Raw genomic sequence first — 18,722 nt, 5'->3', positions numbered from 1 at the left:
GCTCACAAAAACGAATTATCGAGGACTTGCGCGAACCGGTGTCCGCACAGCCCCCCGTGCATCAAGCCGAAGATGTCTTCTGCCAACGCTGTTTCCGCTACGGGTATTCCGCAATGCAGCAGACAACGTCAATGCTTTTGTGCACGTAATCGATTCGTGAAATTGGACAATGCCGCGTTCATCATAAGGACAGGAAACGGCGCCCGGCAAAAATCATCGATTTCATACGATCGGTGAAAATCTCTTCGCAATCGCCATACCACTGCAGCACGACGACAATATACTTAGCAACCGCAGCAAACCGCGTGGCATTCCCCGATCTGGCCAGCCCAGAACCGCAAAACCACTTCGGCGAACAGGGGGCGAAAAGGTCACCGTGTAACGACAACCTTCTTGAGAGCCCCCTTCCCGCGTCCGGCAAGGATATCCAGTTGCTGAGTCGGACAGTTTCCGGGAACCTCCACTGTCGTGACCATCTCTCCCGCAGAGGCAGTGCCGGCAGCCGGAAGGATGCCCTTTCCGAAACAGCGTATCCTGATCGCCAGCGGCCGCCGATCGATCGCCTCGTCATCGGCGTCGAGCCGGACCTGCCACGTCCCGGGCGCCAGAACGAGATTGCGGCTGGCGATCACCGAGCGAACCGGATCGGAATTCTCGTAGTGCAGCACCGGCTGGCCGGCCTGTACTTCCAGATGCGTGCTCAGGCCGGGGCTTTCGTTTAAGGCCCAATCGAACGGTCCGGCCAATCCCGTGGACTGCCTGAACGCCAGGTCATCGGCAGTCGTCATGCCGCCGGACCCGCAAGCTTCGCGCCAGAGCGCCGTCGCCTGTCCTGGCTTGCCCATCGCCAGCAGGCGCGGCAGCCCCCGGGAGAGTGCGCTACACTCCAGACTTGCGCCTTTCGCCTTCATCGCCGCGGCGAGCCGCTGCACCGATGCCTCGGGCAGTTCACTCGCGGCCCAGCCAAGGAACGCGGTGGTCCACCACCGCCCCCCCGGGCCGATGCCCGAAGCCACCGCATCGACGCCGCGCGGGTCCGACAGGACGGACTTCGTGAGACCACGCACTTCGTCGTCGGTCCCGCCAAGTCGCCAGAGGGCGAGCACCCGCTGCGCCGCGACCGCCCAGTCGCCCGAGCGGGCCGCCAGGACGATCACGATCCGCTGCGTGAAGCGGTCATGCCAACCGCGCTGCGCCGCAAGCAGCACCGGCTGCAGCGCGGCGTCCTCCTGCCCCGTCGCGAGCAGGCCATTCGCATAGAGTGCGAGATTATCCGCCGGTATCGGCCGCCGCCCGACCAGTTGCCGCGACAGTTCGAGGCCGCTCTCGAGGTCACCCCTGCCGTAGGCATCCTTGGCCAGCGTCTCCAGAGCGAAACCCCGGAAAACCTTGGGCACGAGCCTGGCGACCGCGATGCTGCGCCGCGCCTGACGATCCATTTGCACGCCGATGGCGCACACTGCGATCGCAGCGAGCAGGATGGCCCACAGTATCCGGCCGGACCAGGCCGGATACCGGGGGGCGCTGCGCTTAGTCGCGCTCCTGCGAGCCATAGCTGTAATAGTTGTAGCTGTAATACTTGTAATCGTCGGCACCGGCGCGCGGATTGAAGCGGTTCAGCACCACGCCGAGGATGTTGGCCTTGACCAGCGCCAGTCGCCGCATCGCCGACTTGACCGCGCCGCGGTGGAAGCTCGACGCGTCGATGATGAACAGCACACCGTCGGCATGCCGGGCCAGCAAGGCCGCATCCGAAAGTCCGAGCAGCGGCGGACAGTCGAGGACGACCATGTCGTAGCGGGTCCGGGCATCGGCAATGAAGGCCGGAAGCCCGTTGCCCGCCAGGATCAGCGCCGGGTCTGGCGGCATCGGCAGACCGGAAACATAATCGAGGTTCGGCTGGCCCGACGGCATCGCGACCTCCTCGAGCGTGCGCTGACCGGTGAGCACATCGGTCAGGCCGGAGAGGTTGGCGTCCTTCATCTGGCGATGCAGCGTGGGACGGCGCAAGTCGGCATCGACCAGCAGCACCTTGTTGCCAAGCCTCGCCACGTTGAGCGCAATGCTGCGCGCGGTCGTGGACTTGCCTTCGGACTCGCGCGAACTGGTCAGCGCCAGCACGCGGGGCAGGCCATTGGCGGTCGAGTAACGCAAGTTGGTGACCAGCGACTGGAACGCCTCACTCAAGCTTGAGCGGCGATTGCCCATCTCCTCCTCGACGCCCTCAATGTCGAGCATCGGCACCAGGCCGAGCAGCGGCATCTCGAGCTTTCTCTCGACATCCTCCGGCGACCGGATGGCATCGTCGAACAGTTCCTTCAGGAACACGATCGCCGCCGCGAGCACGAAACCAGCCACCAATGCGACCGCCAGGTTCAGCAGGAGGTTGGGCGAATGCGGCGAGTGCGGCACTTCGGCCGCATCGACCAGGGTGACGTTGTTCGAAGTGGCACCAGCCGAGGCATTCAGCTGGTTGTAGCGCGAAAGCAGGGTTTCGTAGAGCGTACGATTGGTGTCGGCGACACGCTTGAGCACCGAGTACTGTACACCGCGATCCTGCTCGTCGAGCGCTTCGCCGCGCACGGAAGTCACGCGGCTGAGGAGCGACTTCTCCTTCTCGGCCGCGGCCTGATAATCCAGCTGCGCCGAGTTCTTGATCGAAGTCGCAATGGCGAGGATACGGCGGTCGAGTTCCGCGATCGCAGCCCGCTGGGCAACGACGGTGGAGTAGCCATCGCGGTGCCGCGAAAGCTCGTCCGCAAGAATCGCCTGGGCCTTCGCCTTCTCGGCGATGAGGCCGGAAACCGCAGGATTGGCGTTCACCTCGGGGACGTTGAGGATCGGCTGCCCCGCAATCGTCTTCCAGCGATCTTCCGCCGCGATCCGATCCGCGATCGCCTTTGAGGCGGAGCTGTTGAGATCGACGAGGGTGTTGTTGGTCACCGAAAGCGCGGTCTCGCCGTTACCTCCCTGACCGGTGACACGGATCAGGCCTGCAGCGCGGGCATACTGGTTGAGGTCACGCTCGGACTGGGTGAGCTTGTTGCGCGCATCGTCAAGCTGATCGGCCAGAAACCGGCGGGCATAAGCCGAACTCTCGTACTTCTGGTTGAGATTGTACTCGATGTAACGCTGGGCATAGAGGTTGGCGAGCCGCGCGGACAGTTGCGGGCTGCGGCTGCGAATGCTGAGGCCGGCGATACGGCTGTCGATCGGCATTTCCACCGAAAGCGCGGACTGCAGAAGACTGATGGCCCGATTGCGGCTGGCGTTGGCGACGTCCTGCGCCGACTGTCCCGCCTCGGCGACCGGCATCTCGCTGCCCATCGCCTCGAAATAGGCCGGGTTGCGGTCAAGACGCTCGCTCTGGATGACGGCCCGTGCCAGCGACCGGCTCTGGACGATGCCGAGCTGGGTCGACAGGAAGCGGGCGGTATCGCCGCGGCCCGTCATGGCGCTCTGCAGTTCGCTGCCCTCGATGATCTCGTCGGCCTGATCCTCGATCATGATCTGGGCGACGGCGTCGTAAGTCGGCGTCATCAGCAGCGTCACGATCACCCCGAGGAGGATCGATCCGGCGAGAATTACGCCGATCACCACGGCATTGCGCCGCACGACGCCGATGAACGTCTTCAGATACCGGGAAAAATCGAACTCGGTTTCCTGCTTCCCGAGAATCTCGTCCGGGGCATCCTTACCGAAAGCTATGTCTTTCAAATCACGTTCCGCCATTGCTTACATTCCCCGGGGATGCCCGCCCGCCACCCGGCCGGAAAACCGGGTTCGCTTGAATTGCCTTGGTCTCTAGGATGTCGCGAATGCAAGACCTACCTCCGATATGACCGGACCGATCGCCGGACACGCCGCCGCTCGGTGATGTCTTCTTCGCGCTCTTCCTCCAGTCCCTCAGGCTTCGACCATCCCCCGCAAATCAGACCGATCGCCACACCGGCGACGCATAGTAGCGCCTGACTGCGCAGCGGATAGTCCAAAATCGACTGAAACCCAATCAGCATCATGATGCCCGCCGCGCCAAGCCCGGCCGGACTGCGCCGCAGGCACCGGAAGCCGCCGATGGCCAGCACGACGACCCAGGCGGCGACCAGCCCGATACCGATGACGCCGGACTCCAGCGTCGTCTCGAGAAAGTCGTTGTGCGCCCGTCCGGCCCGCCCGGGAGACAATGTCTCGAGCGATTCATCGACCTGTATCACTTCGTCGAAAGTGCCGATGCCGCTGCCGAGCGGCCAGTATCGGCGAATCGCCACCAGGGAGTCCGCCCAGATCGCCGGGCGGGCGTCTTGCAGCTGGTCGAAGCGCGACAGGCTCGCCTGCGTGCGATGATTGGTCGCCACCACGACACCTCCCGCCGCGCACAGCAGGACGAAGCCGCCGACCAGCGAAAGCCGCAGGGCCCTGCTCCCTTCACGCAAGCGATCGAAGATCCAGATGCGCGCCAGCAGCAGCGCGGCAGGCACGACCACCAGCACCATGCCCGACCGCGAACGGCTCAGGATCAGGCCGAGCAGCAACAGCAGGCCCGCGCCGACACCAAAGGCGATCCACCCCGTGCCGACCCGGCGGCGCGGGAAGGCACCGATCAGCGCGCACAGCGCGATATCGATGAAAAGCCCCGCAGCATTGTGGTTGGCGAAGACCCCGTGCAGGTCGGTGGACCTGAAAGTCTCCGCATAGAGGATGAGCCGCGTATTCCCGAGCGCGAGTTGCTGCGCACCGAAAAGCACCAGCCCCACCCCGCACGCCACCATGACGAGAAGCAGATTGCGGGACTTTTCCGTCGAGGCCCGCCACGACAGCACGATGATCGTGGCCGGAGCCAGCAGGGACAGAAAAGCACCGAAGGTACGCCGAACATCGAGCGACATCGGGAACCAGACGTCCTGCCGATCCACCAGCACCAGCGCCTCGCGAGCGAGATCCCGGCCCGGGAGCATATGCCAGAGCGCCGGCGGCAGGGGCACGCACTGGATCAGCGGCAAGGCCAGGCTCGCCGTGACGAGCACCGCGAAGGGACGCGGCGCCTCACGCAAGAATGCGACCACGCTGCCCCGGGACAGGAGAAGCACGGCCAGCGCCGCAAGCTCGACCACGAGGTTCATCAGGCCCGCAGCCGCACCGCCACCGCCGAACACAACGGCGGTGACCAGCAGAACGCTCGCCAGCACGGTCCCGGACAGCGGCATTCGCAGCGCGGAGGCCATGGTCAACAGCCCTCCCCGAGGAAGCGCAAGTCATGGCGAAGGGGTGCAAGATCGCCCGAGCGGGCGCCCGGCAGGACCGGGTCTCTTCGCCCGCGGCGAACGACACTGACGATATCGATCACAGATCAGATACCGCCCGGCTCGGCACGGCGTCCAGTCAAAGGACCGCGAGCACCGCATGCTGCGGAATCGGACCCGGCAAGGGTAAGGCGAAGGCCACCACGCCGCGCGGAAACCGGTTCTGCGGCAACCCTTTCACCCCTTGCAAGAAGTCCATTTCCCGCTCTCATTGAAATCTCTAAAATTGCGTCGGTGGACTATGTACGTGCACTTGCTATACCGCAGCGCACAATGGCAGGCAACCGCAAACCAGAAACATCCCTCAGCCCGCCGGCCAGCCCCCTGGCGCGGAGCCTCGGCTGCCTGGCGATGCTGCACCTCTGCGTCGGCGCGGCACCGCCGGCCACGCCCTGGCCGGTCACCTTGCGCGAAAAGATGGTCCGCCTGAACGCGGTCGGCTTTCGCCTGGGCACGACTGCAGCAAAACTCTGCCCGCGCACCGCCGCCGGGACCGGCCTGACGCTCGATTATATCGAGGCTTACGATGCCGGAGACAGGCCTGCCATCCGCGAACTGCTGAAGATGTCCGACCGCCCGCAGATCGCGGCAGTGGCGCCGGGCAGCCCCGCCGACCAGGCAGGCGTCGTGCCCGGAGACGAAATCGCGGCGATCGACGGCGTATCGGTCGAGCAGATCCGCTCGCGAAGCCGGGATGCCTCGCTGTTCGCCGACGAACTCGAAGACCTGCTTGCGGCAAAGCCGGCCGACGCCCCCATCGCGCTTGCCCTCGATCGGGGCGGCGAACGAAGGATCGCCCGGCTCCAGCCCGTCGCGATCTGCTCCGCGCGCTTCGTCATCAAGACCGGGCGCGGTTTCGACGGTTTCACCGACGGCACCAACGCGGCCTTGTCCGATACCTTGATCGGCTTCGCCCGCAACGACGACGAGCTGGCACTGGTGGCGGCGCACGAACTCGGCCACATCGTCAACCGCGACGCGCAGGCCCGCAGCATTGCGCAAAGGCGTGCCATGGAAGACCGGGCCGACCTCATGGGCGTGCGCCTGTCCTACTGCGCGGGCTACGATCCGGTGAATGCCCAGGCGTTCTGGCTACGGCGGGACGCCCAGGACTGGCTGCGCTTCCTGCGCGATCCCACGCATCGTTCGCGCAAGGCCCGCGTAGCCTTGATGCGCGAGGAAGCGCGCCACCTCGAATGCCCTCCCCAGACACTTGCGGCCCAGGGACTTCCGGATCACACCACGGAGACTCAGACAAAGTGAAATGCTTGCACACTTGCGCTCCACAGACTCCGCGACTACCCGTTGCGACGGACAGCAGGCCATGGAGATTCCCGGTAGTGCCCGAAACTAAGTCGCTCGCTCTGCTGGGCACGATCCTTTCATGCATGGCCCTTACCGCTTGCGCCACGTCGACGACCAACCCCGACCTTCCGACGGGTCCGGCCGCGTACCAGCTGATCCCGGCCACCGTCATCAAGCCGGCCGCCTATGCCATTCGCCCCAAGGACAAGCTCAACCTGCGGGTGTTCGGTGAAGCGGAAATTTCGTCCCCCGACCTGCTGGTCGACGAAGCCGGCTTCATCCAGGTGCCCCTTATCGGCAGCGTCCAGGCCGCCGGCCGCAGCACGCCGGAAGTGGCAAGCGAGATCACGGATCGCCTGAACAGGAGCTACCTGGTCAATCCGCAGGTGAGCGTCGCGGTCAGCCTGCTCGCACCGCGCTACGTTTCCGTCGAAGGCGAGGTCAAGTCGCCGGGCGTCTACGAAATCGATGGCAACACCACACTGCTGTCCACGCTCGCCCGCGCGCAGAGCCCGACCGAAACCGCAAGGCTCTCCGAAGTCGTCGTGTTCCGTACGGTAGGCGAGCAACGGCTGGTGGCGCGCTTCAACCTCAAGGATATCCGTACCGGCATCGCCGCAGACCCCACGATTCTCGATGGCGACGTCGTGATGGTGGGCTTCTCCCCGATACGCGGCATCGTGATGAACGTCCTCAAGGCGACCCCGCTGCTCAACACCTTCCTTATCATCGCAAGGCGATAGGGGCCGCTCGCGGCCACCCCGCAAGCCCCGGATGCAGCGCCTTCCGCCGGAAATGCCACCATTTCCGGCGGGTTCGCGGATCATTCGCCGCTTGAAGACGGTGGCACGCTGCGCCAGATTTCCGCCCGCACCCCGCTCCAGCCCGTGAGGACGCCATGACCACCAAGCAACCCGTTCTCGTAACCGGTGGCGCCGGCTACATCGGCAGCCACGCCGTGCTCGCCCTCGCCGATGCGGGATGGCCGCTGGCGGTGATCGACAATCTGGTGACCGGCTTCCGGTTCGCGGTGCCCGATGGCGTGCCCTTCTACCACGGCGACATCGAGGATGCGGGCCTCCTCGCACGGATCTTCTCGGAGCAGGGAATGGGCGCCGGGCGAGGCGCCATCATGCATTTCGCGGGATCGGTCGTGGTTCCCGAATCGGTCAGCGATCCACTCAAGTACTATCACAACAATACCGCGAAGAGCCGGGCCCTCATCGCGGCGGCGGTGCAGGCGGGCGTTCCGCACTTCATCTTCAGTTCCACCGCGGCCACTTACGGCATCCCCGAAGTCTCGCCGGTGCCCGAAGACAGCCCGAAGTCGCCGATCAATCCCTACGGCATGTCAAAGCTGATGACCGAGTTCATGCTGGCCGACGTCGGTGCCGCTCATGCGTTCAATTACTGCGCCCTGCGTTACTTCAACGTGGCCGGGGCCGATCCGCAGGCCCGCACCGGCCAGTCCACCGCAGGCGCCACGCACCTTATCAAGGTCGCGGTCGAGGCGGCGCTGGGCAAGCGGGACCATGTCGCGGTATTCGGCAGCGACTTCGACACGCCGGACGGCACCGGCGTGCGGGACTATATCCACGTCTCCGATCTCGCCAGCGCACATGTCCTGGCACTGGAAGCGCTGATCGCGGAGCCGGGACGGTCGCTCACGATGAATTGCGGGTATGGTAAGGGCTTCTCGGTCCTGGAAGTGCTCGACGCCGTCGATCGCGCCACCAACCGTACGATCGACCGCCGCATACAGGACCGCCGGGCCGGAGATCCGGCCGCGCTGATCTCGGACAACCGGCGCATCAAAGCGACCGTGCCCTGGACCCCGCGCTACGACGACCTGCCGACGATGATCGAGCATGCGCTAGCCTGGGAACGGCGCCTGACCGAAATTCAGGGTAACTAACTTTCTATCGCAAATACCCGTCGTTTTGTCGCGTAAAGCCTCAGACGCAAGATAAGCCGGGAACCAATTCGCGAGATCTTGCGCAGCATTGCCATTTTGCATTGCAGCAATTGCGCTTCCGGACTATCCCGTTTCGGAAAGTCACATAGGAATGCCGCGCAGATGACCAAGAAGGCATTAATTACGGGCGTGACGGGCCAGGATGGTTCGTACCTCGCAGAATTTCTCCTTGAAAAGGGATACGAAGTACACGGCATCAAGCGTCGTGCTTCCCTTTTCAATACCGCTCGCGTCGATCACATCTACGAGGATCGCCACAAGCACGGGACGCGCTTCAATCTGCATTACGGCGATCTGAGCGACACGTCGAACCTGACGCGCCTGATCCGCGACATCGAGCCTGACGAAGTCTACAACCTCGGCGCGCAGAGCCACGTCGCCGTCAGCTTCGAGGCGCCCGAATATACCGCCGACGTCGATGGCATCGGCACCCTGCGCCTGCTGGAGGCCATCCGCTTCCTCGGTCTCGAGAAGAAGACCCGCTTCTACCAGGCGTCGACCTCGGAACTCTATGGCCTCGTCCAGGAGATTCCGCAGCGCGAGACGACGCCGTTCTACCCGCGCTCGCCTTACGCGGTGGCCAAGCTCTACGCCTACTGGATCACGGTCAACTACCGCGAAGCCTATGGCATGTATGCGTGCAACGGCGTGCTGTTCAACCACGAATCGCCCCGCCGCGGCGAGACCTTCGTGACGCGCAAGATCACTCGCGGCCTCGCCAATATCGCGCTCGGGCTCGAACCCTGCCTCTACATGGGCAACATCGATTCGCTGCGCGACTGGGGCCACGCCAAGGACTACGTCCGCATGCAGTGGATGATGCTGCAGCAGGAAGAGGCGCGCGACTTCGTGATCGCCACCGGCGTGCAGTACTCGGTCCGCCAGTTCATCGCCTGGGCCGGCAAGGAACTGGGCCTCACGCTCGAGTTCTCGGGCGAAGGCATCGATGAAATCGCCACCGTGGCCGCGATCGAGGGCGATCTCGCTCCGGCGCTCGAGGTCGGCGATGTCGTCATGCGCATCGACCCGCGCTACTTCCGCCCGGCGGAAGTCGACACCCTGCTGGGCGATCCGGCCAAGGCCAAGGAGCTGCTCGGCTGGACGCCCGAGATCACCGTTCAGGAAATGTGCGCGGAAATGGTCGCGGAAGACCACAAGGCGGCACGCCGCCACGCCCTGCTCAAGGAGCACGGCCTCGACGTTGCGGTCAGCGTAGAAGGCTGATCGGCCGGGGGCGGCAGACGCCTCCATGTCCGATATCGGCAGGCGGCATCCGGTCCAGTACCGGTTGCCGCCCTGCCTCACTGCGCTGCCTCACCGCCCTGTTTCAGCGCCGGATATCGGAATTCAGGATTTGCGAATCCAGCGGCCGCCATGTCCTTTTCGGACGATAGGGGCTCCGCACGCTCGACATATCCGTACGTACATGGTGCCATTCCACTGGTCCTTGCCCCTGGCGGGGCGATGACGATTGAGAAGGCATCGGAAAAACTGAAAAATTTGCAAGATCTGACGAACCCCATCGCACCAACAGGTTACGCCACGACACATTCCTTCGCAGGATGGCCGAGCGACAGATGGCCGCGACCGGAAAATCCCGCCGCGGCCATCCTTTACTCGCTTAGCTTCAGGCTAAGGGATTACGAACCGTTCGACTTGTCGTCGTCAACGGCCTTGTAGATCCCGAAACCAGCAGCACCGGCGGCCAGAAGACCAACGACGACAAGCGTGCCGTCTGCCTTCTGCTTCGCCTTCACGTCGGTCGAGCGACGCTCGCCGACACCGCTCAGGTTGCTGATCTTGCCGACCGACGCCGCAGCGGTAGTACCGGCCTGAGCCGCGACCGGAGCCGCGATCATGGCGGCGGCGCTGAGCGTAAGCAGAGTCTGCTTCAGCTTCATGTGACCTCCTTCATCGTACGAGCCGGGGTTTCTTATCATCTCGCCCCTGCCCGGAAAAACGCGTAATTTCCGAGATGATCTGCGTGCATCGTTCCGATTGCAAGCCGCGTCAAGGCAGGATCGCGGTCCGTTGCGGCAGAAGGAGCTGCAGAATCAACGCCGAAGCAGCCCGGATGCGTTGGAATCCCTCCTGAATATTCAGGATGCGGGAACAGCCGTCCCATACCGCGCGATGAAAGCGGCAGAGCCGGGGGCGCCACGGATCGGCGCCCCCGGCTCTGCCGGGGATGTCAGAACGCCACGCTCAGCGAAGCGCGGGCCGAGAAATCCGTGCCGGTGTTCATGCGCTCCGTCCGCGCGGACAGTTTCCAGGTGAAGTCGTAGCCGCCGGCCAGCACGCTGGCCTCGCCGATCCAGGCACCGTTCAGGCCGTCTCCGGCGATCGTGAACGCCTCTCCGGCGTCGTAGCTGTCGCCGCCGTTGAAGTAGGCGGTGGTGCTGCCGAGCTTGCCCGAAAGCACCTCGCGGCGGCCGGCCTCGACCTGGAAGGTCAGCGGGCGATAGTCCTCGCTCGGCGTGCCCAGCGCATAGGCCGCCGTGACCGTCGGCGTCACGCTCAGCTGCTTGCTGGTGCGGCCGGCGACGGTCAGCGCCATGGCATCGCTGTCGGCGGTTTCGGCATAGCCGTCCTCCTTCAGCCACATCTGCTCCAGCTCCACCTTGGGCTTCAGCGTGAACCGGCGCGACATCTCGAAGCGATAGGACGCCCCCGCGAGCCCGGAGAACAGCCAGCCCTTCCAGCTGCCGTCCGCCGCATAGGAGAAGTCGGTATCGTCGATCGTGCCGGTATAAGTGCGTGTCGAATCGATCGACACGCGCGAGGCACCGACGCGGGCCCAGGCCATCAGCGGCCCCTTCGCGGTGCGCCAGAACAGCCCCACGTCGTGCTGGCCGATGTCGAGCTTGCCCGTCCCGCCGTTGTTGGTGACGCTGCCCTGCAGCCAGGCATAGGAGATGCCGAAGTGGCCGAGGTCGGTGGCGCGCTCGACACCGCCCGACAGGCCCCAGCCATTGGCCTTGTAGCCGGCGGTGTCGGTAGCGTCCTTGCTGGCGCGCCAGTAGACCGGCTCGAACCATCCGCCGATGTCGGAAACGTCGAACATCGTCGTATCGTCGCTGATGTGGCGCGCGGCCAGGCGATCGGCGGTGGTCACGGCGCGGAAGACGCCGCCGGCGTGGTCGGGCAGCAGGCCGCCCACCTGATCGCGCAGCGTCGCCGAATCCGCGACCTGCAGCAGGCTGTCGGTCATGTAGTCGTCGTTCTGGGCGGTCGCATAGATCGCGTCCCAGGCAGCCGCCTGCGACTTCGTCAGCCCCAGTTCGCCCGTCGTCTTGCGGGCGAGGGTCAGGTAGATGTTGTCATCGTCGCTGGTCACCGACCCGTTGTAGATGAACGGCGTGTCGATCGAGGAGCTGAGCGAGCCTTCGATGTTCAGGTTGTCGGAGGTCAGCACGGTGTAGGTGCCCTCCGCCGTGGCCAGGCTGTTGACGGTGGCCGAGACGCTGGCCCCGTCGGCCAGGGTGGCGCTGTCGACCACGATGGTCGAGCTTTCGGCGCCGTCGACATAGACACCGATGGTGCCCCCCGAGCCGACGGTGAGCGAACCGAAGTTCACCGTCGTCGCCTCGTCGGGGATCAGGGTGCCGCCGTTCACCGTGACCGCGACGTTCCCGGCATTGCTGAACTGGCCCGAATACGTAGCGGTATCGTTGATCGTGACGGTCCCCGCCTCGCCGGCGAAGTCCATGGTCCCCGAGAAGCTCGATTCGCCCGAGAGCGTCGCCGTCCCCGTGCCGCTGCCGAAATAGACGTCGCCGATGTAGGCGGCATCGTCGGAGAGCGTCAGCGCGTCGTTGCCGCCATTAAAATAGGTGTCGCCGGCGATCTGGCCGGTCGAGGCGGAAATCGAATCGTTGCCCGAGCCCAGCAGGATGTCGCCGGTGATCTTGGCGTAGACGGTCGTGTCCTCGTCGCCGTCTTCCTCGTTGTCCGCGCGCGTCGCCGCGTCGTCGTCGTTGAGGTACTGGGTGATGGTCACGCCCGTCGTGTTCGCGGACAGGTCGAGCGCGGTGCGGGTGTCGGTGCTGGTGCCGCTGGCGGTGATGAAGCCGGTGTTCTCGATCGTTGTCAGCGTGCCCGAGAGATCCCGGACCGCCGTGGTCGACCCCTCCCCGCCCGATGTCAGCGCGGCGGAGATGGTGCCGCTGTTGTACAGCGTGTTCACCGTGCTGCCGGCATTGATGAGCAGGGCGGTGGCGGACTGGTCGTAGGACGTCGCGTTGAGCGTGCCCGATACGCCGATGCCGTCGGTGAGCGTCACGTTGCCGCCCTGTCCGCCGATCACGAGGCCATAGGCGTCGGTGTTGCTGTAGTAGGAATTGGCCGTCACCGAGCCGTCGATGACGATCGAATAGGCTCCGAAGTTGCCCGTCACCGAACCGACGGTGATGTCGCTGGCCCCGCCCACCTGGATCGCCGGGCCGTTGCCGTAAGTGGTGATCGAGCCGGTGCCTTCATCGGAATCGTCGACCCCGTCGCCGTCCTCGTCATCGTCGTCGTCGTCACGGTTCACCGGCGGAGCGGCGACGTAGATGCCGCCATCGACATTGCCGGTGATCGAGACCGCTGCGGTTCCGGTACGCAGCGCATCGCGCGACAGGATCCGGGCGGAGCCGTCGTCGTCGGTATACGTATAGCCTTTCGTGACCGCGCCCTGGATGGTGACCGTGCCGGTCACGTCACCGCCGACGTTCAGGGCGTTGGAGCCATAGCCGACCACCGATACCGTGCCCTCCACGGTCAGGTCGCCATTGACGCCCTGGGTGGAGATGCCCTTCGCGTAGTCGCCGATGACCGAGATCGTGCCGGTATTGGTGACCGACCCCGTCCAGGTGTCGGCCAGCACGATGCCACCCGAATTCTGGCCTTCGACGGTGATGGCACCTTCGTTGAGGATCGTGCCCGAGGCCGCGCCGTTCACATAGACGCCGTAGCGATTGCTGGCGGAGGCGATGTTCTTGGTGACATAGCTGTCGTCATTGGTGTTTTCGGCGACGAAGTCCTCCAGCACGGTGATCGCGCCGTCCTCGCCGATGTCGATCGACGCACTGGTGCCGGCATTCACGGTGATCGCAGAGGCCCCGGTGGCGCTGCCCATCTCGATGGTGCCGCCCATGGTCACGGTCGAATTGCTGTTCACGGTGATGGCGCTGCCGCTCGGCAGGGTGATCGAGCCGTTGGCGCCGACCGTGACGTTGCCGGCGCTGGACGTGGAGAGCGCGGTCGTCGTGTCGGTGGTGACCGATGTGTCGGCCAGGGCCGGGGTCGAAGCAGCGACGAGGGCGAGCGCAAGCGCGCCGAAGCTGGCGGTACTTTTCAACAAAAGCATGAGTGTATGTCCCGGAACGGTGAAACGTGATCGTCCGGAGGGGATGCGCGCGGTCAGGTCGTGAGCGTGCGGTGGATGCGGTTCAACGTCGGGCTGGCACGGCGCGGCGCGCCATGCAGACCAGGCCCCGGACCGCGTGCATCACGCACGACCCTGGGGTTCCTACTCCCGAGCTTGCATCTGATCCTCCTTGCGCCCGGCATCGTCGCCGAACTTGCACGAAGGATTGTGCGTCACCCTTTGCTGAAAGATTTCAGAAGAATTGCAGCTAATTTGCCGGCCGCTCGGAACCGACCGCCGGTACGAACAGATAGCCTTCGTTGCGCACCGTGCGGATGATGTCGCTGCCGCCCTGCCCCTCGGACAGCTTGCGGCGCAGGCGCGACAGCTGCACGTCGATGGCCCGGTCGTAGTGATCGGAGTCCTCGCCGCGCGACCAGTCGAGCAGCTGGTCACGGGTCAGCACCCGGCGCGGATGCTCGGCGAAGGCACGCAGCAGCCGGAACTCGCCATCGGACAGCGAGATCAGCGCATTGGCCGGATCGAACAGGAGGCGCAGCCCCAGGTCCATGCGCCAGCCGCCGAAGTACAGGCAATCCCCGGAATCGATCTCCACTGCGCGAGGCGCCAGGGGCACGGGCGATCCCGCCGGAAGCTGGACCGGCGCAGGCGAAGGGGCGGTCGCCGCGCGGCGACGCAGCACCGTGCGGATCCTGGCAAGCAGTTCGCGGGGATTGCACGGCTTGGCGAGGTAGTCCTCGGCGCCCATCTCCAGCCCGACGATGCGATCCACGTCGCTGCCCACCGCGGACAGCATGATGACGGGGGGCGCATCCGGCCCCATCTGCCGCAGCGCGGTAAGGCCGTCCTCACGCGGCATCATCACGTCGAGCACGACGAGATCGAAGTGATCGCCTGCCAGAAGCCGGCGCATTTCCACCGGATCCGCCGCAGTCTCGGTCTCATAGCCATGCTTGGCGAGAAAATCACCGATCAGCGAGCGGATGCCTTCGTCATCATCGACGATGAGAATGCGGGTCTGCAGGTCCATTGTCAGCGGTTCTAGGATCATTTGGCGCAGATGGATAGCCCATGTTCCGGGCGAATTTCAGGGCCTGCTACAGCTTGCGACACCTCTGAAATGTCCGCGCAAAGCAGTGAAATCCACGCGCAACCTGCCCCGCCCAAAAATCAGGCCATGGACAGTCGAGCTTGCCGCGATGCGTATCGGCCAGCCATGCCAGCGGTTCTTACGGCGCCCCCCGCGCTCTTTGCCGCGAAGCATGGCTCCGCTGCGTTCAAGGCCACCGTCCGGGATCCCTCCGCCAAGGGGCCCTGCGGTGCCGGAGCCGTCGACCGAGCGGGTTCTGTAGTCGCACCCGTCCCGCTCGCCGACGGCTCCGGACTTTCCCGGCACATCGCCCAGGGCGACGCCGATGCGGCGAATGTCCGTCGATCACAGAGTCGGCAAACTGACACAGGCCCGTGCTACTCGCCGCTCCGGCGGCTGGCAGGCCGCACAGATTCTCCCGGAGAGCGCCCGTCCGCTCCCGGAAACCGGGGTGACCGTTCCCGTCAACCGTTTCGGCGGCCGGCGGGAACGCGGAGCGGGGACAGGAGGGACGTGTCCCTCTCTCCTGTCCCCGCTTCGCATCTGCAACACCGGATGCCTGCCTGCGACAATCCTCCATCTCGAAATCCATCCACCTTCGTGGCAGAACGCTTCCCATGAACCTGCCACAGATCCCGCGCCGGCTAGGCATGCCGCTGGCCATGCAGATGGTCGCCATCCTCATCTGCGCGTTGCTGGCGGCGCAGGCGGTGACGCTCGCCCTCACCGTCATCCTGCCGCCGCGCCCGACCGAGCGCTGGGACATGGCCGAGGTCGCACAGGCCCTGGGCGGCGGTCCGCCTCCCGAGCGTCTCGAGCGCAAGGCGATGGGTGGCCCTCCGGACGTCAGCGGCCAGGGCTGGCTGGTATCGGAATCATCGCGCGATGCCCTCGCGCAGCGCATCGGGCGCCCTGCGGACAAGGTCGTTCTGGCCTTCTACACGCAGCTCCCCGTCGGCGGCGTCGCCGTGCCCAGCGCCACCCGCTCGCCGCTCGCGGTGACGCCCGTGCACAAGACAAGCTGGTCCTCACTGCTGGTGGAGCAGGCGCAGGCGCAGGCCATTCCCGGCGGCCCTCCCGCCGGCGGCAGTCCCGGACCGGCAGGGATGCCGGGCGGCGGCTTCCCCGGAGGCCGCATGCCGGGCGGCAGCTTCCCCGGCGGCGGCCATTTCCCTGGCAGTTCCATGCCGCGCGGCCCATCGCAGCCGGGCTCGTCGATGCCCCGGCCCGGCGGCACGGGCGGGATCGGCAGCGGCGGCATCGACAGCGGCCAGCCCCAGGCGGGTCGCCCTGGCGGAACGGGTGAAATCGCAGGTCGTCCGGGCGGCGGACTGCCGGGACGTGTCCAGGCGCCGATGGTACACCCGGGCCTTGCCCCCGGTATCGGCACGCTGTCCTCGATACCGGTCATCACGGCGCCCCCCCCCGCAGCCGCACCGACGCCCGTTACGGTCGAACCGGCCCCGACCGCCACTGCGACCGCCACCGCGGCGCCCAGGACGAGCCCGACCGCGACTCCCGCGCCGATCGCGACCACCGCGCCGGTGGCGGTTCCCGCGCCGACCACCGCGCCGGCATCCGGCGCGCGCGCGGCTGCGGCGCCCGCGGCCGAACCGATCCCGTTCAGGCGCGTCCACAGCTCGCTGTTCGACGCGGCATCCCCGCCCTTCATCGAGGGTGACTTCGTCGCCGCCGCCCAGCAGGCAGATGGCACCTGGCTGGCCGTCGCGCCGCGCGCGGAGCCTTTCCCGAACGCCTGGCAGATGCGGGTGATGCTGTGGTTCGCGCTTTCGCTGGCGATCGTCAGCCCGCTCGCCTGGCTGTTCGTACGCCGGATCGTGCTGCCGCTGCGCGATTTCGCGCGGGCCGCCGAACAGCTCGGCCGTGATCCCTCCGCGACGATCCTGCCGCTGTCGGGTCCGGCCGAGATCGGCCGCGCCGCCAATGCCTTCAACCAGATGCGCCATCGCCTGCGCGCCTTCGTGGATGATCGCACGGCAATGGTCGGCGCCATCAGCCACGACTTGCGCACCCCGCTCACCCGCCTGCGCTTCCGCATCGAGGACGTGCCCGACGAGCAGCGCGAAGGGCTGCTCAAGGAAGTGACGGAGATGGAAGCGATGATCAGCCAGGTCATCGCCTTCATCCGCGACGCATCGACGCCGGGCCCGCGCCAGCGCCTGGACTTCGCGGACCTGATCGAAGGCAGCGTCGCCGACTGGCAACTGGTCGGCGCGAAAGTCGAGATCGAGCATAACGCGCATATCCCCGTGGAAGTCGATCCGGTCGGCATTCGCCGCCTGCTCGGCAACCTGCTCGAAAACGCGGTCAAGTACGGAGAGAGCGCGAAGGTCCGCGTCTCGCTCAACGGCGGCGAGGCCGTGGCCGAGATCGTCGATGCCGGCCCCGGCATCCCGGAGGACGAGTTCGACCGCGCCTTCGAGCCGTTCTACCGCAGCGAGGCGGCGCGCAGTTCCGGACGCAACGGCAGCGGCCTCGGCCTCGCCGTGTGCCGCTCGATCGCGCGCGCGCATGGCGGCGACGTGTCGTTCGCCCATGGCCAGGACGGCTTCGTGGCACGCGTGACGGTTCCGGCCGCCTTCGTCCCCACCCTGCGCAAAGCCGCCTGAGGAGCACGCGCATCATGCAGACCTGCATGCGGGCCGCTCCATGGCTCGGCCTCCTGCTGCTCCCCGCTCCGGCGCTGGCTCAGGATACCGCTCTTCCTGCTTCGACCGAGGCGGCTGCGGCAACCGTGGAGGTTCCGGCGCCCGGACCAGAGCCCGAGCCACTGCTGTGGACCGCTTCGGTTTCCGCAGGCATCAGCGTGCGCGACGATGGCCCCGATGGCTACTGGCAGTCGATGAGCCTCTCGCGCACCGTCGGCAAGGGCTACGTGCGCGGCAGCCTGATGCGCTACCATGGGACGCTGCTTCAGGCCGACCTGGCGCTGCCCTCGGATTACTATGTCGGCACGCTGGGCGCCGGCGGCAACTTCGACAACTGGGTCGTCGATGGCTGGGTAAGCTACGGCCGCCAGGTCTATGGCCGGATCAGCACCCCGGAAGGCAAGCGAAAGAGCACCGGCGCCCAGGGCAGCGACTACTATGCGATCGGCGGCGACTTCGGCCGCGTCCTGTCGCTCGGTTCCGGCTTCTACCTGACGCCGACCGTCACCGCATCGTTCGCCAACGGCAAGCTGCTGCGGCCCGCGCAAGTGGTGGAACGCGTGCGCGACCAGGAAACCGGCGAGCCGACATGGTCCGCCAACGCCGCGATGCGCATCGACCATGCCTTCGGGGCCTCCGGGGTCAATTACGCGGGGCTCTCGATATCGCGCAACTGGACCAGCAATGGCCTTTCCGAACTGCGATTGCGCCGCAACGACGATCCCGACGCGGCCATGCCGTTCCGTCTCGACAGCAAGCATTACGCCGACAGCTGGTTCGAGGTCGGCGCCACCGCCAACATGAAGCTGACCCGCGGCCTGTACCTCGACCTGTTCACCTCGCGCAGCTTCGGGATGAAGGCGGGGAACGTCACCTCTGCGGGCGCGGCCCTGCGGCTGTCGTTCTGACTCCCCCCCGCGCGTCCGGTCCACCCGCCGGAACACCATCGCGGCGGTTATCATCTGATCCACCTTTTTGCGCTACGCCGCCGGTTCGCGGCGTGAGATACGGG

12 protein-coding genes are annotated in these 18,722 nt (G+C 66.0%); 6 read left to right on the top strand and 6 right to left on the bottom strand.

Annotated elements, in window-relative coordinates; translation table 11 throughout:
- Positions 1–371 precede the first annotated feature (371 nt).
- From V2S85_RS19985 to V2S85_RS19975, 3 genes are all read right to left on the bottom strand, one after another.
- Positions 372–1,439, bottom strand: a complete 1,068-nt coding sequence (locus tag V2S85_RS19985; protein WP_330704572.1) for a hypothetical protein — start codon at positions 1,437–1,439, stop codon at positions 372–374.
- A 91-nt stretch (positions 1,440–1,530) separates the two neighbouring features.
- Positions 1,531–3,717 (bottom strand): GumC family protein, encoded by a 2,187-nt coding sequence (locus V2S85_RS19980; protein WP_330704571.1) that lies wholly within the window; start codon positions 3,715–3,717, stop codon positions 1,531–1,533.
- Positions 3,718–3,827: 110 nt separating this feature from the next.
- Positions 3,828–5,222, bottom strand: coding sequence for an O-antigen ligase family protein (locus tag V2S85_RS19975; RefSeq protein WP_330704591.1), 1,395 nt, complete (start codon positions 5,220–5,222; stop codon positions 3,828–3,830).
- Between the two features lie 429 nt (positions 5,223–5,651).
- On the opposite strand from V2S85_RS19975, the gene V2S85_RS19970 reads away from it, so the two are divergent.
- The 4 genes from V2S85_RS19970 to gmd all read left to right on the top strand — a co-directional run bounded on the left by V2S85_RS19970 (position 5,652) and on the right by gmd (position 9,804).
- On the top strand, positions 5,652–6,563 hold the full coding sequence (locus V2S85_RS19970) for a M48 family metallopeptidase (RefSeq protein ID WP_330704570.1): 912 nt from the start codon (positions 5,652–5,654) through the stop codon (positions 6,561–6,563).
- A 77-nt stretch (positions 6,564–6,640) separates the two neighbouring features.
- Complete coding sequence (locus tag V2S85_RS19965) at positions 6,641–7,348, top strand: polysaccharide biosynthesis/export family protein (protein WP_330704569.1); 708 nt, start codon at positions 6,641–6,643, stop codon at positions 7,346–7,348.
- Positions 7,349–7,503: 155 nt separating this feature from the next.
- On the top strand, positions 7,504–8,520 hold the full coding sequence (galE, locus tag V2S85_RS19960; RefSeq protein ID WP_330704568.1) for a UDP-glucose 4-epimerase GalE: 1,017 nt from the start codon (positions 7,504–7,506) through the stop codon (positions 8,518–8,520).
- Positions 8,521–8,682: 162 nt separating this feature from the next.
- Positions 8,683–9,804: a GDP-mannose 4,6-dehydratase gene (gmd, locus tag V2S85_RS19955; RefSeq protein WP_330704567.1), complete on the top strand. Its 1,122-nt coding sequence runs from the start codon at positions 8,683–8,685 to the stop codon at positions 9,802–9,804.
- A 416-nt stretch (positions 9,805–10,220) separates the two neighbouring features.
- Here gmd and V2S85_RS19950 read toward each other — a convergent pair whose 3' ends face one another.
- The 3 genes from V2S85_RS19950 to V2S85_RS19940 form a co-directional block, all read right to left on the bottom strand.
- A complete protein-coding gene (locus V2S85_RS19950; protein ID WP_330704566.1) occupies positions 10,221–10,481 on the bottom strand; it encodes a hypothetical protein in 261 nt (86 codons plus the stop codon).
- 290 nt (positions 10,482–10,771) lie between these two features.
- Positions 10,772–13,930, bottom strand: coding sequence for an autotransporter outer membrane beta-barrel domain-containing protein (locus V2S85_RS19945; protein WP_330704565.1), 3,159 nt, complete (start codon positions 13,928–13,930; stop codon positions 10,772–10,774).
- Between the two features lie 268 nt (positions 13,931–14,198).
- Positions 14,199–14,981: a response regulator gene (locus V2S85_RS19940; RefSeq protein ID WP_330704564.1), complete on the bottom strand. Its 783-nt coding sequence runs from the start codon at positions 14,979–14,981 to the stop codon at positions 14,199–14,201.
- A gap of 677 nt (positions 14,982–15,658) precedes the next feature.
- On the opposite strand from V2S85_RS19940, the gene V2S85_RS19935 reads away from it, so the two are divergent.
- Complete coding sequence (locus V2S85_RS19935) at positions 15,659–17,671, top strand: ATP-binding protein (protein ID WP_330704563.1); 2,013 nt, start codon at positions 15,659–15,661, stop codon at positions 17,669–17,671.
- 14 nt (positions 17,672–17,685) lie between these two features.
- Positions 17,686–18,618 carry an autotransporter domain-containing protein gene (locus tag V2S85_RS19930; RefSeq protein WP_330704562.1) on the top strand — a complete coding sequence of 311 codons (933 nt, stop codon included), beginning with the start codon at positions 17,686–17,688 and terminating at the stop codon, positions 18,616–18,618.
- The last annotated feature ends 104 nt before the right edge of the window (positions 18,619–18,722 follow it).

It is taken from the genome of Novosphingobium resinovorum (assembly GCF_036352595.1).
In the GTDB taxonomy this organism is placed as follows: Bacteria; Pseudomonadota; Alphaproteobacteria; order Sphingomonadales; family Sphingomonadaceae; genus Novosphingobium; species Novosphingobium resinovorum_B.
The sequence above is the reverse complement of the archived record's forward strand: the minus strand, read 5'-3'. Positions and strand labels throughout refer to the sequence as shown.